The sequence below is a fragment of the Bacteroides sp. D20 genome, assembly GCF_003436255.1.
Lineage (GTDB): Bacteria > Bacteroidota > Bacteroidia > Bacteroidales > Bacteroidaceae > Bacteroides > Bacteroides uniformis.
Window position 1 is genome coordinate 249,740 of sequence record NZ_QSOO01000006.1, and the last position, 16,803, is coordinate 266,542.

General features: G+C 47.9%; 11 protein-coding genes. 1 reads left to right on the forward strand and 10 read right to left on the reverse strand.

Translation table 11 applies throughout. The annotated features are described in order from the left end of the window. From DXD78_RS08690 to DXD78_RS08710, 4 genes are all read right to left on the reverse strand, one after another. Nucleotides 1–3,111, reverse strand: coding sequence for a xanthan lyase (locus DXD78_RS08690; protein WP_009037757.1), 3,111 nt, complete (start codon nucleotides 3,109–3,111; stop codon nucleotides 1–3). A 15-nt stretch (nucleotides 3,112–3,126) separates the two neighbouring features. Continuing rightward, nucleotides 3,127–4,581, reverse strand: coding sequence for a sodium:solute symporter (locus tag DXD78_RS08695; protein ID WP_009037758.1), 1,455 nt, complete (start codon nucleotides 4,579–4,581; stop codon nucleotides 3,127–3,129). Between the two features lie 144 nt (nucleotides 4,582–4,725). Further along, nucleotides 4,726–5,892, reverse strand: coding sequence for an exo-beta-N-acetylmuramidase NamZ domain-containing protein (locus tag DXD78_RS08700; RefSeq protein ID WP_034529409.1), 1,167 nt, complete (start codon nucleotides 5,890–5,892; stop codon nucleotides 4,726–4,728). 230 nt (nucleotides 5,893–6,122) lie between these two features. Continuing rightward, entirely contained in the window at nucleotides 6,123–8,216 is a 2,094-nt protein-coding gene (locus DXD78_RS08710) for a BT4734/BF3469 family protein (RefSeq protein WP_009037760.1), read from the reverse strand. Nucleotides 8,217–8,587: 371 nt separating this feature from the next. On the opposite strand from DXD78_RS08710, the gene DXD78_RS08715 reads away from it, so the two are divergent. After that, the gene (locus DXD78_RS08715) at nucleotides 8,588–9,211 is read left to right on the forward strand and encodes an HU family DNA-binding protein (protein WP_005824951.1); all 624 of its coding nucleotides are present in this window, start codon (nucleotides 8,588–8,590) and stop codon (nucleotides 9,209–9,211) included. Nucleotides 9,212–9,359: 148 nt separating this feature from the next. Here DXD78_RS08715 and DXD78_RS08720 read toward each other — a convergent pair whose 3' ends face one another. The 6 genes from DXD78_RS08720 to DXD78_RS08745 all read right to left on the reverse strand — a co-directional run bounded on the left by DXD78_RS08720 (nucleotide 9,360) and on the right by DXD78_RS08745 (nucleotide 16,612). Then, nucleotides 9,360–9,668 (reverse strand): nucleotidyltransferase domain-containing protein, encoded by a 309-nt coding sequence (locus DXD78_RS08720; RefSeq protein ID WP_005824948.1) that lies wholly within the window; start codon nucleotides 9,666–9,668, stop codon nucleotides 9,360–9,362. Nucleotides 9,669–9,671: 3 nt separating this feature from the next. Next, nucleotides 9,672–10,112 (reverse strand): nucleotidyltransferase substrate binding protein, encoded by a 441-nt coding sequence (locus tag DXD78_RS08725; protein ID WP_008662800.1) that lies wholly within the window; start codon nucleotides 10,110–10,112, stop codon nucleotides 9,672–9,674. A 106-nt stretch (nucleotides 10,113–10,218) separates the two neighbouring features. Then, on the reverse strand, nucleotides 10,219–10,575 hold the full coding sequence (locus DXD78_RS08730; protein ID WP_034529289.1) for a hypothetical protein: 357 nt from the start codon (nucleotides 10,573–10,575) through the stop codon (nucleotides 10,219–10,221). Nucleotides 10,576–10,685: 110 nt separating this feature from the next. Next, complete coding sequence (locus DXD78_RS08735; RefSeq protein ID WP_009037761.1) at nucleotides 10,686–11,300, reverse strand: hypothetical protein; 615 nt, start codon at nucleotides 11,298–11,300, stop codon at nucleotides 10,686–10,688. A gap of 208 nt (nucleotides 11,301–11,508) precedes the next feature. Further along, on the reverse strand, nucleotides 11,509–13,194 hold the full coding sequence (locus tag DXD78_RS08740) for a RagB/SusD family nutrient uptake outer membrane protein (protein ID WP_008662805.1): 1,686 nt from the start codon (nucleotides 13,192–13,194) through the stop codon (nucleotides 11,509–11,511). 22 nt (nucleotides 13,195–13,216) lie between these two features. Next, entirely contained in the window at nucleotides 13,217–16,612 is a 3,396-nt protein-coding gene (locus tag DXD78_RS08745) for a TonB-dependent receptor (RefSeq protein ID WP_009037762.1), read from the reverse strand. Between the last annotated feature and the right edge of the window lie 191 nt (nucleotides 16,613–16,803).

Consider the following 16,803-nt stretch of genomic DNA (forward strand, 5'->3'; position numbering starts at 1 on the left):
TTACTTGTTGTCGTTGAAGAATGTCAGTACAGCATTCATGAGTGCCTCTCTTTCAGAATCAGTACGTATGGATTCAAAAGGGAATCCCAATACAAAAGTCTTGTAGTCGCCCTGGTAGGCCACACCGGCACTCAGGTTGTTTTCAGAATACCGCATTACGGTGTGTGCATCTTTGGTTGCCGGTTCAATGGCGTCCGGTGATTCCACCACATACGAATCGGCATTCAGCTCATTGTGATAGGTATAGTTTCCTGAAAGGGCGGGGAACGGAGAAGCTACGCTTTTCACCTTACCCATTGTAGCCGCTTGTCCCACACGCCACTTATATTTCAGTACTTCCATCGCAAATTTCTTGTCGGCTTCGTCGGCAGTTGCAAGGCGGTTGTCCCATAAATCCGTTCCTACAAAAGCGCCCGAAACAAAGATATTTCCACCTTGCTTACAATAAGCCACAATAGCCTCCTGCATCGGTTTGCTGAAAGTCTTGAACTCCAACGGTTTTACGCCTCCCCGTCCCATCTTGGTCTGGCATTGCTTCCCAAGTATCAAGTCCACATACCTATACTCCCTCATATCCACTGGAGTATTCTTCTCTCCCTTTCCTACGGGGGAGAGACTTTCATTACTAACCGATACAAACGAATATCCCGCTTTCAGGATAGCGGCACCATGTATGGCAGGATAATCGAACGTATTTCCTGCAATCACTTGAGTTTCGTAGTTCCCATAGCTGTCGCCGAAACCGGAGGCATCGTCGTCCATCCAGGGAATGGAACGGCGGTATTCCTTCATCTTGCCAATGTAGCTGATGTCCCGGATATAGGGGACCCCGTGGTCCTGCTCATCCAGAAATCCGGCAAGGAGGGTGTCGGCGGGGGTGGGTGCCGTAAAGTCGGCAGGGGCACTGATACGGTCGAATCCGTTTATCACCAATACGGTACCTTTGGAATTGAACGCCCGTCCGGCAGAAAGAATTTCGGAAGGGAAACTTTCACCGCCCTTGTTGACAGCGGTAACCTTGTAGCTGCACACCATGCCGGCGGGGAGTGTGGTGCGGTAACTGTTGCCGTCCACCAATACTCCGTTGTCGAAATCTCCGTCGCCGATGCGGGTATAGACAATGTATTTCTCTGCTATGGCAGTCGGTTCCAACGCATCCGCTACGGGTCGCCAGGTCAGTTCCACTTCATTTTCACCGGTCATGCGCAGGGCCATGTGGTCTACCGGTAGCGGTTGCACTACATAATCCATGTGGTATTGTGAGCAGAGGAACTGCAACATACCTTTATAGATGGCGCGGCTTACGGTGAAACGGAAACGTGGGTCCAGTCCGTAGCGCATGTCTGCAAAGTTTTGATGGGAAAGCAGTTCGAGCAGCATGGTAGGTACGCGGGGTACACGGGCCTCATAGTAAGATTGGTTCCATTTGCCACGGCGTGTCCATTGAGGTTCGTAGAGGGTACGCACGTCACGCACGATGTTGGACTGAATCAAGTCTGTCAGGTCGTGGCTCAGATAGCGTGATGCTCCGTTAGCGAACTTCTCATTGTAGGCGTTGGTATAGTAGATGCCGAGTGTCCCGATGATGGAATCGTTCAGTGTAGTTCCTGCATCGGAGTGGAAGGCGAAGGCCATGTTGACGGGGATGTTCAGCCCTCTCTCCGTCGGATTCACGGCAGAGCCTCCGGAAAGGTAGTTCACCCAGATACCACGGCATTTGTAGTCGTCGGTATAGTCGTTCTTTCCGTTGCTTTCTGAATATACGCTGTCCGGTATGCCTGCCCATTGCAGCCAGTAGCGGGCGGCTTCGCAGAAACGGGGATAGTTAGATAGTTGATAATTGATAGTGGACAATGGAGAATAGGTTACACGGTCTTGGATGTTGCCTGTATGGGTGTTTTGCAGGTTGCGGGTGTCGGAGCTTTTCAGGTTTTCCGTAGCGCCCTCGTTGGAGATGCGGCGGGCGATGTTCCCCATACCGCCGCCAATCTTCACGGCGTCGGCGGTGATGATTCTTCCTACTTTGGAGGAAAGGTTGCTCAGAACGACTTTGCATTCATTGTTCCGGCCGGCATTGAAGCCGAAGGTGCCGAGGTAAATCCAGGTGCCGCCTCCCATTTGCTGGTTTACCTTGAACTGCGTGGTGCCGCCTTTGTGATAGACGGTGTAAAGGGCATCGTCCGCGCTGTTTGGCAAGGTTTGGTAAGAGACGTATACGGCGTATTGTCCGGTCGAAGGAATTTCGGGAATCCATTCGGCGGTGCTTGCGTTTCCTTTCTTGATGGTTTCTATGGCGCGGTAGGTGCCTTCCTTGAAAGGATTCTCAAAGTCTATGTATTGGGGGCGCAGGTGGGCGAAGCCTTGTCCTTCTCCCTGACTCCAGAGCTTGTCACCGGAATTTTCTGTATAGACGGAACGGCCGGTCAGGCAACCGTCATTGTCTACGATGACTTCTGCCGTCTGGCAATCGCGTTCGCGGGGAAGCAGCACATTGGCACCGGCATTTTCCAACATCGGTACAAGGAAGGGCAATACGTAGCTCTGGGTGTAGAGGTCTTCCACGGTCTGGAAGATACGTGCACGCTGCCATTCCCAACGGTCGAGTTTCGGCTCGTAGTACCAGCCGTGGCTTTGCCATAGGGCGATGTGCCGGTTATGCAAGCCGTTGGTGGGGGTGTAGGGGGAGGAAACTTCGGTAACCAGAGGCTTGGAAGCGACGGGGCTGAATGTCTTCGTCTTTTTGTCTTTTTTACTACGCAGGACTTGGGGAACCAGTTCTTCGATGCTGCGCTTGTTGGTACGGATTTGCAGCTTGTATTTGGTAAACTCCGCCGGTAGCAGGGCACTTACGCCCTGGTATATTTCGGCTACATTGTCCTCGCGGAAAGGAATATAGGCACAGTTCATGTTGGCAAACAGTTGCAGTGTATTTCCTTCCACGGCCACTGAGTCGATGCTGATACGTCCTACGGAAACTTCTTTCCGTGCGGTGATATCCAGGAATTTCCCGATTGCCTGGCGGACATCCGTCGGAAGTCCTTGCGCGCCTCCCGCGTGGGGGAAGAGGGAGGCGGCAAGCAGACTAAGTAAAAACTGACGTCTTACATTCATAGATGATGTATTAAGTTAATTGTTCTTTTTATCTTTCTTAATCAATAGACAGAGACCGATGAAAGTGAACAGTGCATTGAAAATCAGCAATTCGTAGCTGAATTGATAACCTCCGAACCAGGCTTCGGAATTCTTCTGCAGAATGAAGCAGAGAACCGGGGAGGCGATGGCAACTAACGGGATGTACTTGTCACGCACTTGTTGTTTCATGAAAATGCCGAAAGCAAACAGACCCAGGATAGGACCGTAGGTATAGCTTGCCAGAATATATACAGCATCGATGACACTGGTGTTGTTCAGAAGATTGAATACGAAAATGGTGATTCCCATGACAACCGCCATGCCGATGTGCACTTTCTTGCGCATCTTCACAACCGTCTCTTCCGATTTGCCTTTCGTTCCCAGAATGTCTACGGTGAAGGAAGTGGTCAGCGCGGTGAGTGCCGAGCCTGCGGCTGAATAGGCAGAAGAAATCAGGCCGATGATGAACAGTATGCCCACAATGGCAGGGAAATAGTTGCCGGTGGCAATCAGCGGGAACAGTTCGTCACTCTTCTCCACCGCAATCTGCTGGTTGGCGGCAAAGATGTAGAGCAGCACGCCCAGCATCAGGAAAAGCAGGATGACGAAGAACTGCGAAATGACACTGGTAATCATGTTCTTCTGTGAGTCCTTGAAGTTCTTGCAGCTCAGGTTGCGCTGCATCATGTCTTGATCCAGCCCGGTCATGGCAATCATGGTGAAGGCGCCGGCGAGGAACTGCTTGAAGAAGTACTGCTTGCTGTTCACATCGTCGAAGAAGAAGATGCGGGACATGTCACTGTCGGCAATGGTGCTTACCATACCGGTAAATGACAGATTGAGGTCGGAAGCGATATACCAGATGCAGAGTACGACCGACACCACCAAGCAGAATGTCTTCAGAGAGTCTGTCCAGATAAGAGACTTTACGCCACCCTGGAAAGTGTACAACCAGACCAGTGCCACCGTGATGGCCACGTTCAGCAGGAAAGGCAGTCCGAAAGGTTCGAATACCAGCAGTTGCAGCGTCAGGCATACGAGGAACAGACGGACAGCGGCACCGAGCATTTTGGAGATGAAGAAGAACCAGGCACCCGTACGGTAGGAAGACATGCCGAAACGGTTCTCCAGATATTCGTAGATGGATACCAGGTTCATTTTGTAGAACAGCGGTACCAGCAGATAGGCTATGATGAGCTGTCCGGCAATGAAGCCCAACACCATTTGCAGATAGCCGAAGCTGCTGGCGGCAACCATGCCGGGTACGGATACATAGGTCACACCTGAAATGGCGGAACCGACCATGGCGAACGCCACGACATACCAGGATGACTTGCGGTTACCCACAAAGAAGCCGGCGTTGTCTGCCTTCCTTCCTGCAATATAGGATACCGTGAACAGTATCGCGAAGTAGGCGGCTATGGTGATGATTACGGATAGTGGAGTCATAATGTTTATTTACAATTTGTTCATTTACAATTTACAATTTGCCATGCGGCGTTTCTTTAGTATAAACTGTTGTACCTTCCCATTTACTTTTGAATTGTACCTTCTCTGAAATTGTACATTGTAAATAGTGAATTGTACATGTCTTTATTCTTCGTAGAGCAGGTAGGGCTTGCGCTGTACCTTGAATTTCTCTACGTCGTCTTTCCATCTTGCCTTGATTTCTTCGGCGCTCTTCCCTTCCTTTATCATTTTGCGCACGTAGTCGGTGCCTATCAACAGTTCGAAGAAGGAACGGAAGAAGTGATCGTCCATGTTCAGATTCCGGTAAGCGTCTATCACGTAACTCAGGTCAATACCGCGTTTCCAGATTTCCTCGTCGCTCATGTTGCTCAGGTTCACGCCGTGGCAAAGCTTGTCCAGCTGGGGTGGATTCTTGGCTCCGGGAACACTGCGCGGGGTGAAGCTGTAGCTGTAGCCCGTCATGTTGGGATGCCCGTAGACCTGGAAGGGGAGGTCGGTTCCTCTTCCCAGACTGACCGGAGTGGCCTCGAAATAGCAGGTCGAGGGGTACAGATAGATGGACTTCATGTTCGGCAGATTGGGGGACGGGGGAATCGGCAGCTTGTATAGTGTCTGGTGCGTATAGTTCTTGCAGGGAATGACGGTCAGGTCGCAAGTGCGTGACGCCGGCAACCAGCGTTCGCCGTTTACCATCAGGCCCAGTTCGCCCAGCGTCATGCCGTGCACCACGGGAATCGGCAGCCAACCTACACCGGATTTATATTTCATGTCCAGTATCGGGCCGTCCACGTAGTGTCCGTTCGGATTGGGGCGGTCCAGTATCAGCACCTTGCGGTTGTATTCTGCACAAGCGTCCATCAGCCGGCACATAGAGGCATAATAAGTATAGAATCTTAGGCCTACATCCTGGATGTCTACCACAAGGATATCGAACTTGCGCATGGATGCTTCGCTTGGTTTTCCGGATTTCCCGTCGTACAGCGAGAGGATAGGTACTCCGGTCTTCTTGTCTACCGAGCTGGACACGTGTTCGCCTGCGTCGGCATCTCCTCTGAAACCGTGTTCAGGGGAGAAAATGGCTACTACATTGAACTTGTTTTCCAGCAGAATGTCCAGCAGATGCTTGTCTCCTATCATTCCTGTATGATTGGAGAATATGGCAATTCGTTTATCTTTTAGGATTGGAAAATACTCGGAAGTCTGTTCATCACCTAAAATAACTCGTTCTTCTTGTGCCCGGCACAGTAAAGAACTACATAGCACAAAGGCTAAAAGCAGCAGTTTCTTCATAATAGTATTATTAAGGAGGACGTTGTTTGCAACAAAGATACGTTTTATTTTAATATCAAAAACACTTATTTGGGTATTTTTAGTATTATCAATCATAATTTGCAAATAGTCAACTGTTCACCTTATTAAATAATGGTTGAACTGCATCAGCTGCGTACGGAAATACTTTTTATAAAAAGAGTGAGGGCCAAGTTTGCCCTCACTTTGGTACAATCGGTGGGAGTGCCGGTTCATTCTTCTATTCTTACCAGATGATAAAGTGTTCCCCGGTTCGATTTCTTGTTGAGGATGTCCAGCTTGCGGAGCGTGCGCCCGAAAGCTGCTATCCGGTTGATGGCCAACTTATCCCTCGTTTTCTGTTGCAGGTCGTTGAAAATCTGCATGGCTGTGAGCCATTCGCCTTCTTCGCTCTCCTCCGCGCCACGGAAATGGCAAAGGAAAAGTTCTTCCAATGGGTCTACCCGCTCGAATTCCCGGTTGTACTCCTTTACGATTGCTTCGTCAGTGTCGTCCAGCCAGTAGCGTTCACCCTTCATGATGTCGTGCATGGCTTGGGCATAGAGCTGGTGATAATTGATAGTGACGTTTGTCTGGATAGGACCGGTCACTTCGATGCAGATGAAACGGCGACTTCCCGACGGGTCGGTCAGCAGGTCTTTCAGATTGCTGGTCCCGATGAAGGAGGCATAGCGGCGCATTTCCTGAATAGTGGTACCGTAGGGCTTTCGCAGGTTGGCAACCGGTTTTTGCAGGAGGTGCTTCAAGAAGCCTTGCTGATTGGCGTTTATCTGGTCGAATTCGTCGATGTTAATCAGAAAAAAGCGGTCAAGGCTGCGCTCCGCTTCCTGCTTGCTCTTGAAGTCGATACTGTCGGTGTAGCCGAAACGCAGCTCCGGTGGCAATAGGATACGGCAGAAAGTACTTTTGCGGTAACCTTGCGAACCTACGAGCAGGGGCGAGGTATTGTTGCCGTGCTGTTTGTCGATTCCCCGCCAATGTGCCACCATGCCAAGAAACCACCGGTAGAACAGTTCCCTCCAGTGGGGATTGTGGCAGGGCACGAGGTCGGCCAATGCGCGGATGCGGTCTTTGCCGTCCCAGCGTCCGGTGTTATAGAGATATTCTTCGATGGGGTTGTATAGCGGCACGTAGTCCGAAGACAGGAAGCGGGTGATGTCGCGGTCCCACACACGTACTCCCTCTTTCAGTGCCTTCATGGCGATGCTGCTGCGTACGCGCTGGTCGGCAGGTTGGAAGTAGAAGTGGATGGAGTCGCGCTGCCGGTATTCCAAGTCGCCAAGCACGGTGTTGTAGCGGAATTCGTAGCGGCGTTTCATGAACTCCTCCAGCCGGAAAGCAGTTTCCTGGTCTTTGTTTAGGCTGCTGCGGGTGCCGAAGCCTTTCAATTCCCCGTAAAGGTTATGCAGCGTCAGGCGTACAAGGGGTTCGTCTGCCTCCCGGTAGTAGTGCACCAGTGTCTGGCGCACCGCTTCTTCTTCAGGAATGCCGGCTTTGAAGCAATGTTCGGCAAGGCGGGACAGCAGCGGGCGCAGGTCGTCGCCCCGTCGCCAGTTGTCCAAATCGCGGAAGGCGCGGTCGAGGGCGGCCTCGAAGAGCAGGTTGCATGTGTCCGCCACTTCGTAGCCGGGAGTCATTCTCAGCAACGGATTGCTTTCCTGCTGTTTCCGTTGGCGGTAGTTGTCTTCCGAGGGCAGGGCGCAGGGCTGTTCCAGGCAGAAGGCCACGGCGGTGGGGCTATAATAGGGCTGTTCGTCCACGGTCATCCGGCAGCTTTGTAGGAGTGAAGGAGCCTGGAGGGTGATGGGGAAAGGGAGAAGGGGTTGGTAGCACTTCACTGCCAGGCGGTAGGCGTGGGCGTGGAATAAGGCGATATCGTCTTCATTCTTTGGAAGCCCTCCGTCGGGCAGGGTGAAGCGTACCCATATTTTGGCGCTTCGTCCGCTGGAGCCACAGAAGGCGGCAAAGGTTTGCGGCAGCAGGGCGGCTTGTTGTTTCACCAGTTCGGCTTCGGCCACCCCGGCCAGATTGTTTACTTCCAGTAGTATCAGCCCGTTGTAGGTCTTTATCCGATGTTCTCCTGCTTTGGTGCGGGTCATTTCTACGGCGGGATAGAGACGCGGCAGTCTGTCGATATGCTCATATCGGGCGTTGGTCCCTTTCAAATGCGGGATGATGCTACGCAGCTCCGTAATGTATCCGGTCTTGTTCTCTGTTTTCAGCTTTTCCATCAACATGTCCGTTTCTTGTGTGCTGACGGCCTCTTTTCCGCTTTCGCGTTCCTCTCTGATCAGTGTGATTTTCATTCTTTATCGTGTATGTAATATTCTTGTAAAGATACGCCGGGAAAGGGGGGGATACAAGCTTTTCAAGGATTATTTTCCGATTGGCTTCTTTTTGGGGGTGGAATGTCTATATGTTTCTTTTATAAAAGGTGTTTGTTTCTTTGCTTATCCCCATAGTTTTGTCTATTTTTACACCAGAGTTTATGAACAGTCCACTAAAGTGGTCTTTCTTGTTCATATTAGTGAACGGAGCAGCTCACTACAGTGAACGGTTCTGCTCACGGGCTGGGCTGTGATATAACCTTTGTACTTCAACAGACTGCGTACGTACTTCGCACGTGTTCCGTGCAGTGCTTTATCGTATAATGTAACCCTTTAACGCAGTTTGAACTATGGCTATTTTGTTTGATTGGTACGAGAATCCGGACTCGTACGACAAATCTCCGGAAGATAAAATCCTTCATCCCCGTCTCCGCCTAAATGGGAGCAGGTCTACCGATGAATTGCGGCGGGACATCCAGGCACGTTGCTCATTGACAGAAACCGATGTGACGGCTGTGCTTGATGCTGTGTCGCACGTCATGGGCAGGGAACTTGCCGAAGGAAGGCAGGTGCATCTCGACGGCATCGGCTACTTTCGCGTGTCGCTCACCACGATCGAACCGGTAGTGGCTGCTACCAAGCGTAAGTTGACGAAGGTGAAGATGGCGGGTGTGAAATTTCGTGCCGACCAGAAACTGAAAAATGAAATTGGTACCATCAAGGCAAAGGCTTTGAAGGCAAACGAGCATTCGGCTAAACTGACGGATAAAGAGATAGACCGTCGGCTGACCAACTATTTCGCCACTCGCCCTTTTATGACACGGAATGACTTTCAAAGCGTTTGCGGCATGATGCGTACTACTGCCATGCGGCATATCCGTCGGCTGCGCACCGAAGGAAAGTTGAAGAATGAGGGAACAATGCTGCAACCGATTTATGTACCCGTTTCAGGATATTACGGTAAGAATGAGTGACTTATAACTTTGAACGAAGAAATCTTGTGGTGAGGGCAAATTTTGCCCTCACTTTTTAAATTTGCTCTCACCCACCTCTTGAATGCCGATGAATAGGGCGATGCGTGCGAAAGGTGAGGGTGGTGAGGGTGGATGTGTGAAATTTAGTTTAGTTTGATGGGCGGCTGAATATGGGTATTCCCATACGGTGTATATGTTCCAAAAGGTCGGCATTCTTTAATTTGCCATAGATGGAAAGGTCTACGCTGTAAGGCAAAAGCAGGTCGTCTATTTCATCGGAAAGGCTGCTTAAAGTATTATACGTAAGTCTGTCTCCCATCAGCGTGATGTCTATGTCGGAAAAAGGCTTGAAATTTCCTTTGGCTCGTGAGCCGTACAAAACAGCCTGCTCTATTTCTTCATGTTTCCGGAAGAGATTGCATAGCTTTTCCAGTTCATTGTCGGTCAATCCGTACATAGCTCAATCGAATAAGGATGGTGTATTCAAGGATTGCATTTTCTCTTCAAATCTGCAGAATAGGGGGAAATAGAAGTTTGTGATGTTTTCATAGATTTCAGAGACTACATCGTTGTCATAATTGTGCGATGTCAGATTTCGGGCTTCTATAGTCTCCATCCATTGCTTGTCATCAATCAATCCCATTTCAAGGGCTTTGCGTATGGCATCACGGGAGCCGCGGATGTCGGTATACCCCTGATACTCGGCATAGTCCTTCATCACTTTCCAAGCCAGTTCGTGGGTATATTCAAAACGCTGTATCATGCCTTCCTGCAATAATTCGTCCACTCCATCGTTGAACGCTAATTGTTCGGACATGATTGCCATGGCTTGGCTTAATTTGGCTAAAGCCTTGCGGTAGTTGGAAAAACGCTGTATCCATCGTATGTCTTGCTGTACCATGATAGCTGTTTGTTTTTTAGGTAAGCAAATATAAGCTTCTTTTGTGTAACGAGCAAATGGACGGGTGCTTTTTCGCTTGTGAGGGCGATATGTTATAGTATTATCATTAATGAACGATTGGGAACATTTCACTGACTTCATACCAGTCCCCACAAGGTGATTGATATGCAACTTTAATCTCTACTTCATTATCCCATACTTCAAAAGAGTTGTAAGAAATACATGTCCATGATTGCCCTTGTATGCAAATTTCAGAGACGTTTGTCGATGACCAAGTAAAATTAGTGGCCCAATTTGGATATCCCATTAAACTTACAGTGATATTTGCATTGACAGCATCGATTTGGTCTGGAACTAAATTCCCTTTTTCAAAAGAAGCATTTGGATTGAAAAGTCTGAGATAGCTTTCTTTTTCTATTGTGAATCCAGAGGGTAAGACTATAGTTGCGTATAATCTGGGCATTGTAATGGTAGAACTAATGTTTTTACAAGTATAAATATCTCCTATGTAGTTTTGTGGGCTTGTTCCTCCAGTAGTACGCCATTGTACACTTGAACCGGAGGGCTGGTCTTTTATACTGAAACTTTTACTACTGTTGTAGCAGATGCACTTTGAGAGATTTCAGCGAATAGATTTTTATCGTAAGTCCACTTTATGTCCGTATCTTTGTTTATGGGATAATTGCACCGAAGTGTTATCGTATCTCCCAATTCAAATGTTGAAGGGGCATTGATTGGCATAGGTTTCATTTTGACATTGATGTTTCTTAGATCTGCGGTAAGTTCGATTGTACTTTTTTCAGGACGTACCATCAGGGTAGAATTACTACCTGCTTTAGTCCATAATACATTTATTGGAAAATGGTTTTTTCCTGCTGGAATTTGGGTTACCCATGTACTCTCGAATCGTTCTTGGTAGTTTGTTTTGAATCGTGCTTCTCCACCGACTGCTGAAATTCTTATACCTACAGATTGTTTTTGTATAGGAATACTTAAATCATAAGTGTAGTAACCATCACTAACATAGGGGTTCATTTCGCCCGTAATAGTACCGCTTATGTAGGAAGCACGTGTTGTGACATCAGAATAGAAATCCTTATCTTGTAACTCGTCTGTTTGTTCTTCTTTGTTGCAACTACTATTGATGAAGCAGATTAGTAGTACGAAAAATATGTTCTTCTTTTTCATGATATGTTTCTTGTTAGTATGTTATGAACGAAGGGAAAGTATATGATATTGATTTATGGTTCCTTTTAGAAGGTGCTATTCGTGTTTCTATACACCTTTTAAAGGGAATAACAAAAGCGTCCATACATTTGTATTTAGATACATGGAATGTATGAACGCTTTAATTAAATCCAAACGAGGTACAGCGCGATATGCTGTTTTTAGTTGATTACCAACCCGGATTCTGCTTCATGTTTTTATTTAGGGTCAACTGTGTAGTTGGAATCGGGTAGAAATAATGTTTGGCTTCATAAGTACGGATTTGTGCATCGGAGGCATCTATATATCCGTTCTTGGTCGCTTCTTCACAGTCAGGCACATTGCTTACGTTGGCGCCCAACATGGTGTTCGGGTACTTGGTTGAATCCAATTTGTCGAGCTGGTGCCAACGGATTAAATCCCAATATCGGTACCAGTTATCCATAATCAGTTCGCAACGGCGACAGCGGCGTATCTCCCAAATCAGATTGCTTACTCCCATATTATTGGCAGGATCGGCATCTGGAGTAGTTGTCATAGCCGGCAGGCCGGCACGAGCTTGAAGCTTGTTTATGGAGTTGTTGAGATCGTCTTGTGTGAGAGAACCCATTTCGGCTTTGGCTTCTGCAAAGTTCAGATAAATAACTGAAATCCAATAGAGCGGGCAGTCGGTGTATTGGTAGCCGATGTTGTTTCGGTCGCTTACACTCAATTCTTCGGGGTTATCATACTTGGCGATGCCATAACCGGTCGATGTGGTGAAGGCTGCTACACCGGCACGGCTGTAGGCGTGGCCTCTGAAAGAAAGTACCGGGTCAAGAATTTCGGACAGGCGCTTGTCGCGTACGGCCAAAACCTCTCTTATAGAGTAATTTTTGTCTGCATCCAATACGGCTGCATCGTCCTTGTTTTTCGAGGTTGTTGCCAACGGTTTTCCATCAAGGAAAAGGAAACTGTCGAATGCGTCCTTTGAAATGCCGTGCGTACCACTTGTGTTGATTGTGTAGTCAATGGTGGAGTGCCTTAGCGAACTTTGTGCATAAGGCTTGTAGAAAATCATTTCCGGATTGCTTGCCAGGCTGACAGAATTATAGTTGGCTTTGTAACTGTTACTTAGAGAGTAGTTTTTGGCCATAAGATATTCGCAGGCTGATACACATTCTTGCAAGTATTTGTTGGCGCGGCTCTCATCAGCGGCTTTGCCATTCTCGGCTTGAGTGCGATATTTGCAGTATGTACCTTCATATAAGGTGATGTCTGCTTTCATGGCATATGCCATGTCGGTGCTGAAACGTTGCCGATTGCTGTTTGCGGTAATGTGTTCGCACGCATAATTGATGTCTGCCAGCACATGGTCCATCACTTCATCCCGGTCGGTGCGTGGTCCGTAGAGGGCTTCGCTGTCGGCTGGGTCGATAACTTTGTCTATCCATTGCACATCGCCGTACATACGGACCAACTGATAGTATTCCCACGCACGGTTCATGCGTGCAAGACCTTCATAGTGGGCCTTTGTTGCTTCATCAAGAGAGGAAGACTGTACACCGGCAATGATATAGTTGGCGCGTCGGATTTCTGTGAAAGGGGCTGACCAGTTTGTGGAAGATGCGACCACGTTAGTGTAAGTCCAGTTATGGCTTTCTGCATCTACCTGGTCATCGCTTATTGTTTTGAAGTAGAACCATCCTCCACTGGCTCCGTTGCCAAAGCCGGTAAAGTTGTTATAAAAAGTATTGCACTGATTATCCAAATTATCGGTGTTGCTCCAGTATGCCGGAGTATTCGTGAAGGTATCCAAGGGGGATTTGTCCAGCAAATCGTTGCAACCGGTTAACATCGCCAGCGCTGTGACCCCATATATAAATAATTTCTTCATTGTTCTTAAGTTTTTGAGGTTGTTATAATGTTACCTGGACTCCAAATGAGAATGTGCGTGTAATAGGAGCTATACGTCCCCATCCACCGGCTGTAAGTCCATTGCCTGTACTGATTTCGGGGTCGACTGGAAGGTCATTCCCTTTGTGGAGCAGAAAGAGGTTGCTGCCACTGAAGTAGATACGTGCTTTCTCAATGTAGGCTTTGCGTGTCCACTCTTTCGGAAGGGTATATCCCACAGTTACGTTCTTCAGACGAAGATAGGACATGTCTGTCAAATAGCGGGATTGGGGATAGTAGTTGTTGCAGCCGTTAGCTATACCGGATACGGTACCTCCACTATTATTTGTACCACGATAAAGACGTGGATAACGGTTGCCTTGATTTACCTCATAACCGGTAATGGCGGTATAGTCTGAATTCCAAAGCACTTTGTTATAGCTTGTTTGGTGGGAATAGATGGCTACGTCGGCATGTACCATGGCGGGAAGGTTTAGGGAAGAAGTCGTCCAGTCCTCACGTTTGCCTACACCTTGGAAGTAGAGGTCAAGGTCGATACCTTTCCACGCTCCGCCTAAATGGAAGCTGTATTCGTAGCGTGGCATAGAGTTTCCGATGACTTTCAAATCGCCGTGGTCGTCTGCTGTGCCTTTTCCACCGTCAATCTTGCCATTGCCGTCCAAATCCTTGAACTTGACGTCTCCCGGGCCGTAATGGAAATTACCGGATTCCAGTCCTGCCTGGCTTGCAATGCCGTTTGCATAATTCCATGAGCCGTCTGCATTTTGGCTGGTGAAGTCTTTTTCCTCGAAGTAACGGTCGGTTTCAAAACCGAAAATGTCACCGTAGGTTTTACCGGTGTAATAGGTGCTGAGCAGTTTGGAATCATTGTCCCACTTTGTTACTTTAGTCTTGGAGTCACCGATGTTGAAGTTGGCATATACGTCGAAGTCGCCGAAGGTATGGCGCCAGTTCAAGTTCAACTCCCATCCACGTGTACGTAAGGTACCGGCATTTTCATAAGGAGCAGAAGCACCCAGAGTGTTCGGCAATACTTGTGCCGGTGCCAGCATGTCACGATTCTCACGTTGGAACCAGTCGAAACCTATAGTCAGTTCGTCATTCAAGAGACCCAGGTCAAGACCTATATTGAGGGTGCGGATACGCTCCCAGGTCAAAGTACTTGATACCAAATCCGGCATGTTATACATGGTCAGGAGATTAGCGTTGGCATTATTGTTTTCAATCCAATAGATATAGCCGGTACTTTTATTGTTCAACCGTTGGCTTATTAATTGTTCGAACATGTAGTCGCCCACAGCCTCGTTGCCGATTTCGCCAAAAGAAGCACGCAACTTACCATTGCTGACAATATGTTTCAGTGGGGCGAAGTAGGCTTCTTCGGAGAAGCGGTAGCCGATGGATGCAGAAGGGAAGAAGGCCCACTGGTCGGTATGGGGGAAACGGGAAGAACCGTCGTAACGTCCGTTCAGTTCCAATAAATAAATGCCTTTGTAGTCATAATTGATACGGCCGAAATAACCGGCAGAAGCGCGGGATGTATGATTCCAACTCAAATCTTGTCCATCCTTGCCAGCCATATTCAGTTCGGGGTATCCCTCTTGATCGTACATCACATTGCGGGTACCATACAGATATTTGTATTCCTCTTCTTCTGCGTTGACACCTGCCATTACATTCAGATTGTGTTTTTTGGCAAATGTTTTGGTATAGTTTACGTATGCGTTGGCCGTCCATGTGTTCTGTTTGGAAAAGTCTCTCCAGATACCGCTATTGCCTTTAGTGACGATGTAAGAGGGTACCGGTTTCCCGCTCCAATTGATGCCGTAAACGGAGTTGTCCTGCGAACCGCTGTTCATATTCTGAATGGCATATGTAAAGTCTGCATTAAGGGTCAGTCCTTTAACGATTTCAGCTTTCAAGAAAGTGTTCATACGGGTCAGGTCTGTTGTCACTTCACGATCGGCAGCTTGCTTCTGCATGGCCATGACGCGTGTGTCATAGCCGTCGATTGTGCCCGAAGGAATGAAATAAGAACCCCAACGCCACAAATATTGGTAGGTGTTGGCCCATGTGTCCGGGCGTTTATAGTTCTTACGACTATAGTTGATGCGTGCACCCACCTGTAGCCAGTCGTAAACATTAGTGGTGACATTGACTGAGGCATTGTACTTTTTTAGTTCGTCCGGGTGAATCTTCATCTGTCCTTGCTTTTCGTTGTAGCCGAAAGATAGGTAGTAATTGGTCTTACCAGATGTTCCTTGTATAGAAACATTGTGGCTCATGGAAGGAGCAGCTTTGTTGAAGTAGATGTCCTGTACATCCCAGTCAGCATAATAAAAAGGAGTGCCGTCCAATACGATATAGTCACCCACGTTACTATCGCTTTGGTAGAGGTTCATAGGACGGTAGCCGGTCTTGCCGCCGTTCTGTTGCTGCCACTTTTCGGCGTAAGGTAACAATTTGTCGAAATACATACCGAACAATTCAGGCATACCGGCACCACCGTTCATACTGGCTTCGATACCCATCTTTAATTGTGTGGGTACATCGGGATAGTCCGGCAGGTAAGTAGCTTGATCCCATGCAAAATTGTTGCTGTAATTGATGGTAACCTTTTCGCTAGGCTTTGCGCTTTTGGTATTGATTAGAATCACACCGAAAGCGGCGCGCGTTCCATAAATGGAGGAAGCGGAAGCGTCCTTCAGTACGGAAATATTTTCGATGTCTTGCGTATCGAGGAAAGAAATGTCATCCATCGGAACGCCGTCCACTACAATGAGTGGATTGCTGACTTCTCCATTACTCAATGTCCCCAAACCACGTATACGCATGGAGGCTGTCTCGTCGATGGCACCACTTGTGGTGAGAATGCTTAGTCCCGGAACAGCCCCTTGCAATGCTTTGGCTACATCTTGTTGTGGACGACCTGCCATTGTCTTGTTTAAGTCCACTGTAGAAACTGCTCCTGTCAAGTTAGCCTTCTTTTGTACACCGTAGCCTACTACTACTACTTCATCCAGCATCTCGGTATCTTCTTTCAGAGTTATTCTCATCGTTTTGGCTGCCTTCACTTCTTGTGTCTGATAGCCCACAAATGATATTTTTAGTGTTGCTCCCGGTGTTATGGTCAATGTAAACTTACCGTCTAAGTCGGTAATTCCGCCGTTGGTAGTCCCTTTTTCTACTACGCTGGCACCGATAATCGGTTCGCCGGCTGCATCGACAACTAAACCGCTGATGGTGATAGCTTGTAATTGTTCTGTTACGCCAAACGATTTATCAGGATTGGCTTGTACAGCCATCACGTTACCGCTGCTTAATAACAGTGAGCTAATTGCCACTGCTGTGAGGAGTTTGCTATGTGTTAGTCCTCGTTTTTTGTGATTTTCATTCATAAATGATTGATGATTTGTTGTTAATTAAATAGTTCTTAAATTTAGGGTAAGGGTAACAAGAGCCAAATAGTGGAGACTATTCAACTTGCAGGATTGTTTCTTTTTCCATAGGCATTTTCTCTTTTTAAAGGTTCATAACTTTATATTATCTCTTGTTTTCCTATTTGTTTGCCAAGTCCAGACGGAACTTA

What these genes read in the sequence shown, in the direction of transcription:
- DXD78_RS08745 (WP_009037762.1), bottom strand. Translation starts at nt 16,612, where the DNA reads ATGAATGAAAATCACAAAAAACGAGGACTAACACATAGCAAACTCCTC.
- DXD78_RS08740 (WP_008662805.1), bottom strand. Translation starts at nt 13,194, where the DNA reads ATGAAGAAATTATTTATATATGGGGTCACAGCGCTGGCGATGTTAACC.
- DXD78_RS08725 (WP_008662800.1), bottom strand. Translation starts at nt 10,112, where the DNA reads ATGGTACAGCAAGACATACGATGGATACAGCGTTTTTCCAACTACCGC.
- DXD78_RS08690 (WP_009037757.1), bottom strand. Translation starts at nt 3,111, where the DNA reads ATGAATGTAAGACGTCAGTTTTTACTTAGTCTGCTTGCCGCCTCCCTC.
- DXD78_RS08735 (WP_009037761.1), bottom strand. Translation starts at nt 11,300, where the DNA reads ATGAAAAAGAAGAACATATTTTTCGTACTACTAATCTGCTTCATCAAT.
- DXD78_RS08695 (WP_009037758.1), bottom strand. Translation starts at nt 4,581, where the DNA reads ATGACTCCACTATCCGTAATCATCACCATAGCCGCCTACTTCGCGATA.
- DXD78_RS08715 (WP_005824951.1), top strand. Translation starts at nt 8,588, where the DNA reads ATGGCTATTTTGTTTGATTGGTACGAGAATCCGGACTCGTACGACAAA.
- DXD78_RS08710 (WP_009037760.1), bottom strand. Translation starts at nt 8,216, where the DNA reads ATGAAAATCACACTGATCAGAGAGGAACGCGAAAGCGGAAAAGAGGCC.
- DXD78_RS08720 (WP_005824948.1), bottom strand. Translation starts at nt 9,668, where the DNA reads ATGTACGGATTGACCGACAATGAACTGGAAAAGCTATGCAATCTCTTC.
- DXD78_RS08730 (WP_034529289.1), bottom strand. Translation starts at nt 10,575, where the DNA reads ATGCCCAGATTATACGCAACTATAGTCTTACCCTCTGGATTCACAATA.
- DXD78_RS08700 (WP_034529409.1), bottom strand. Translation starts at nt 5,892, where the DNA reads ATGAAGAAACTGCTGCTTTTAGCCTTTGTGCTATGTAGTTCTTTACTG.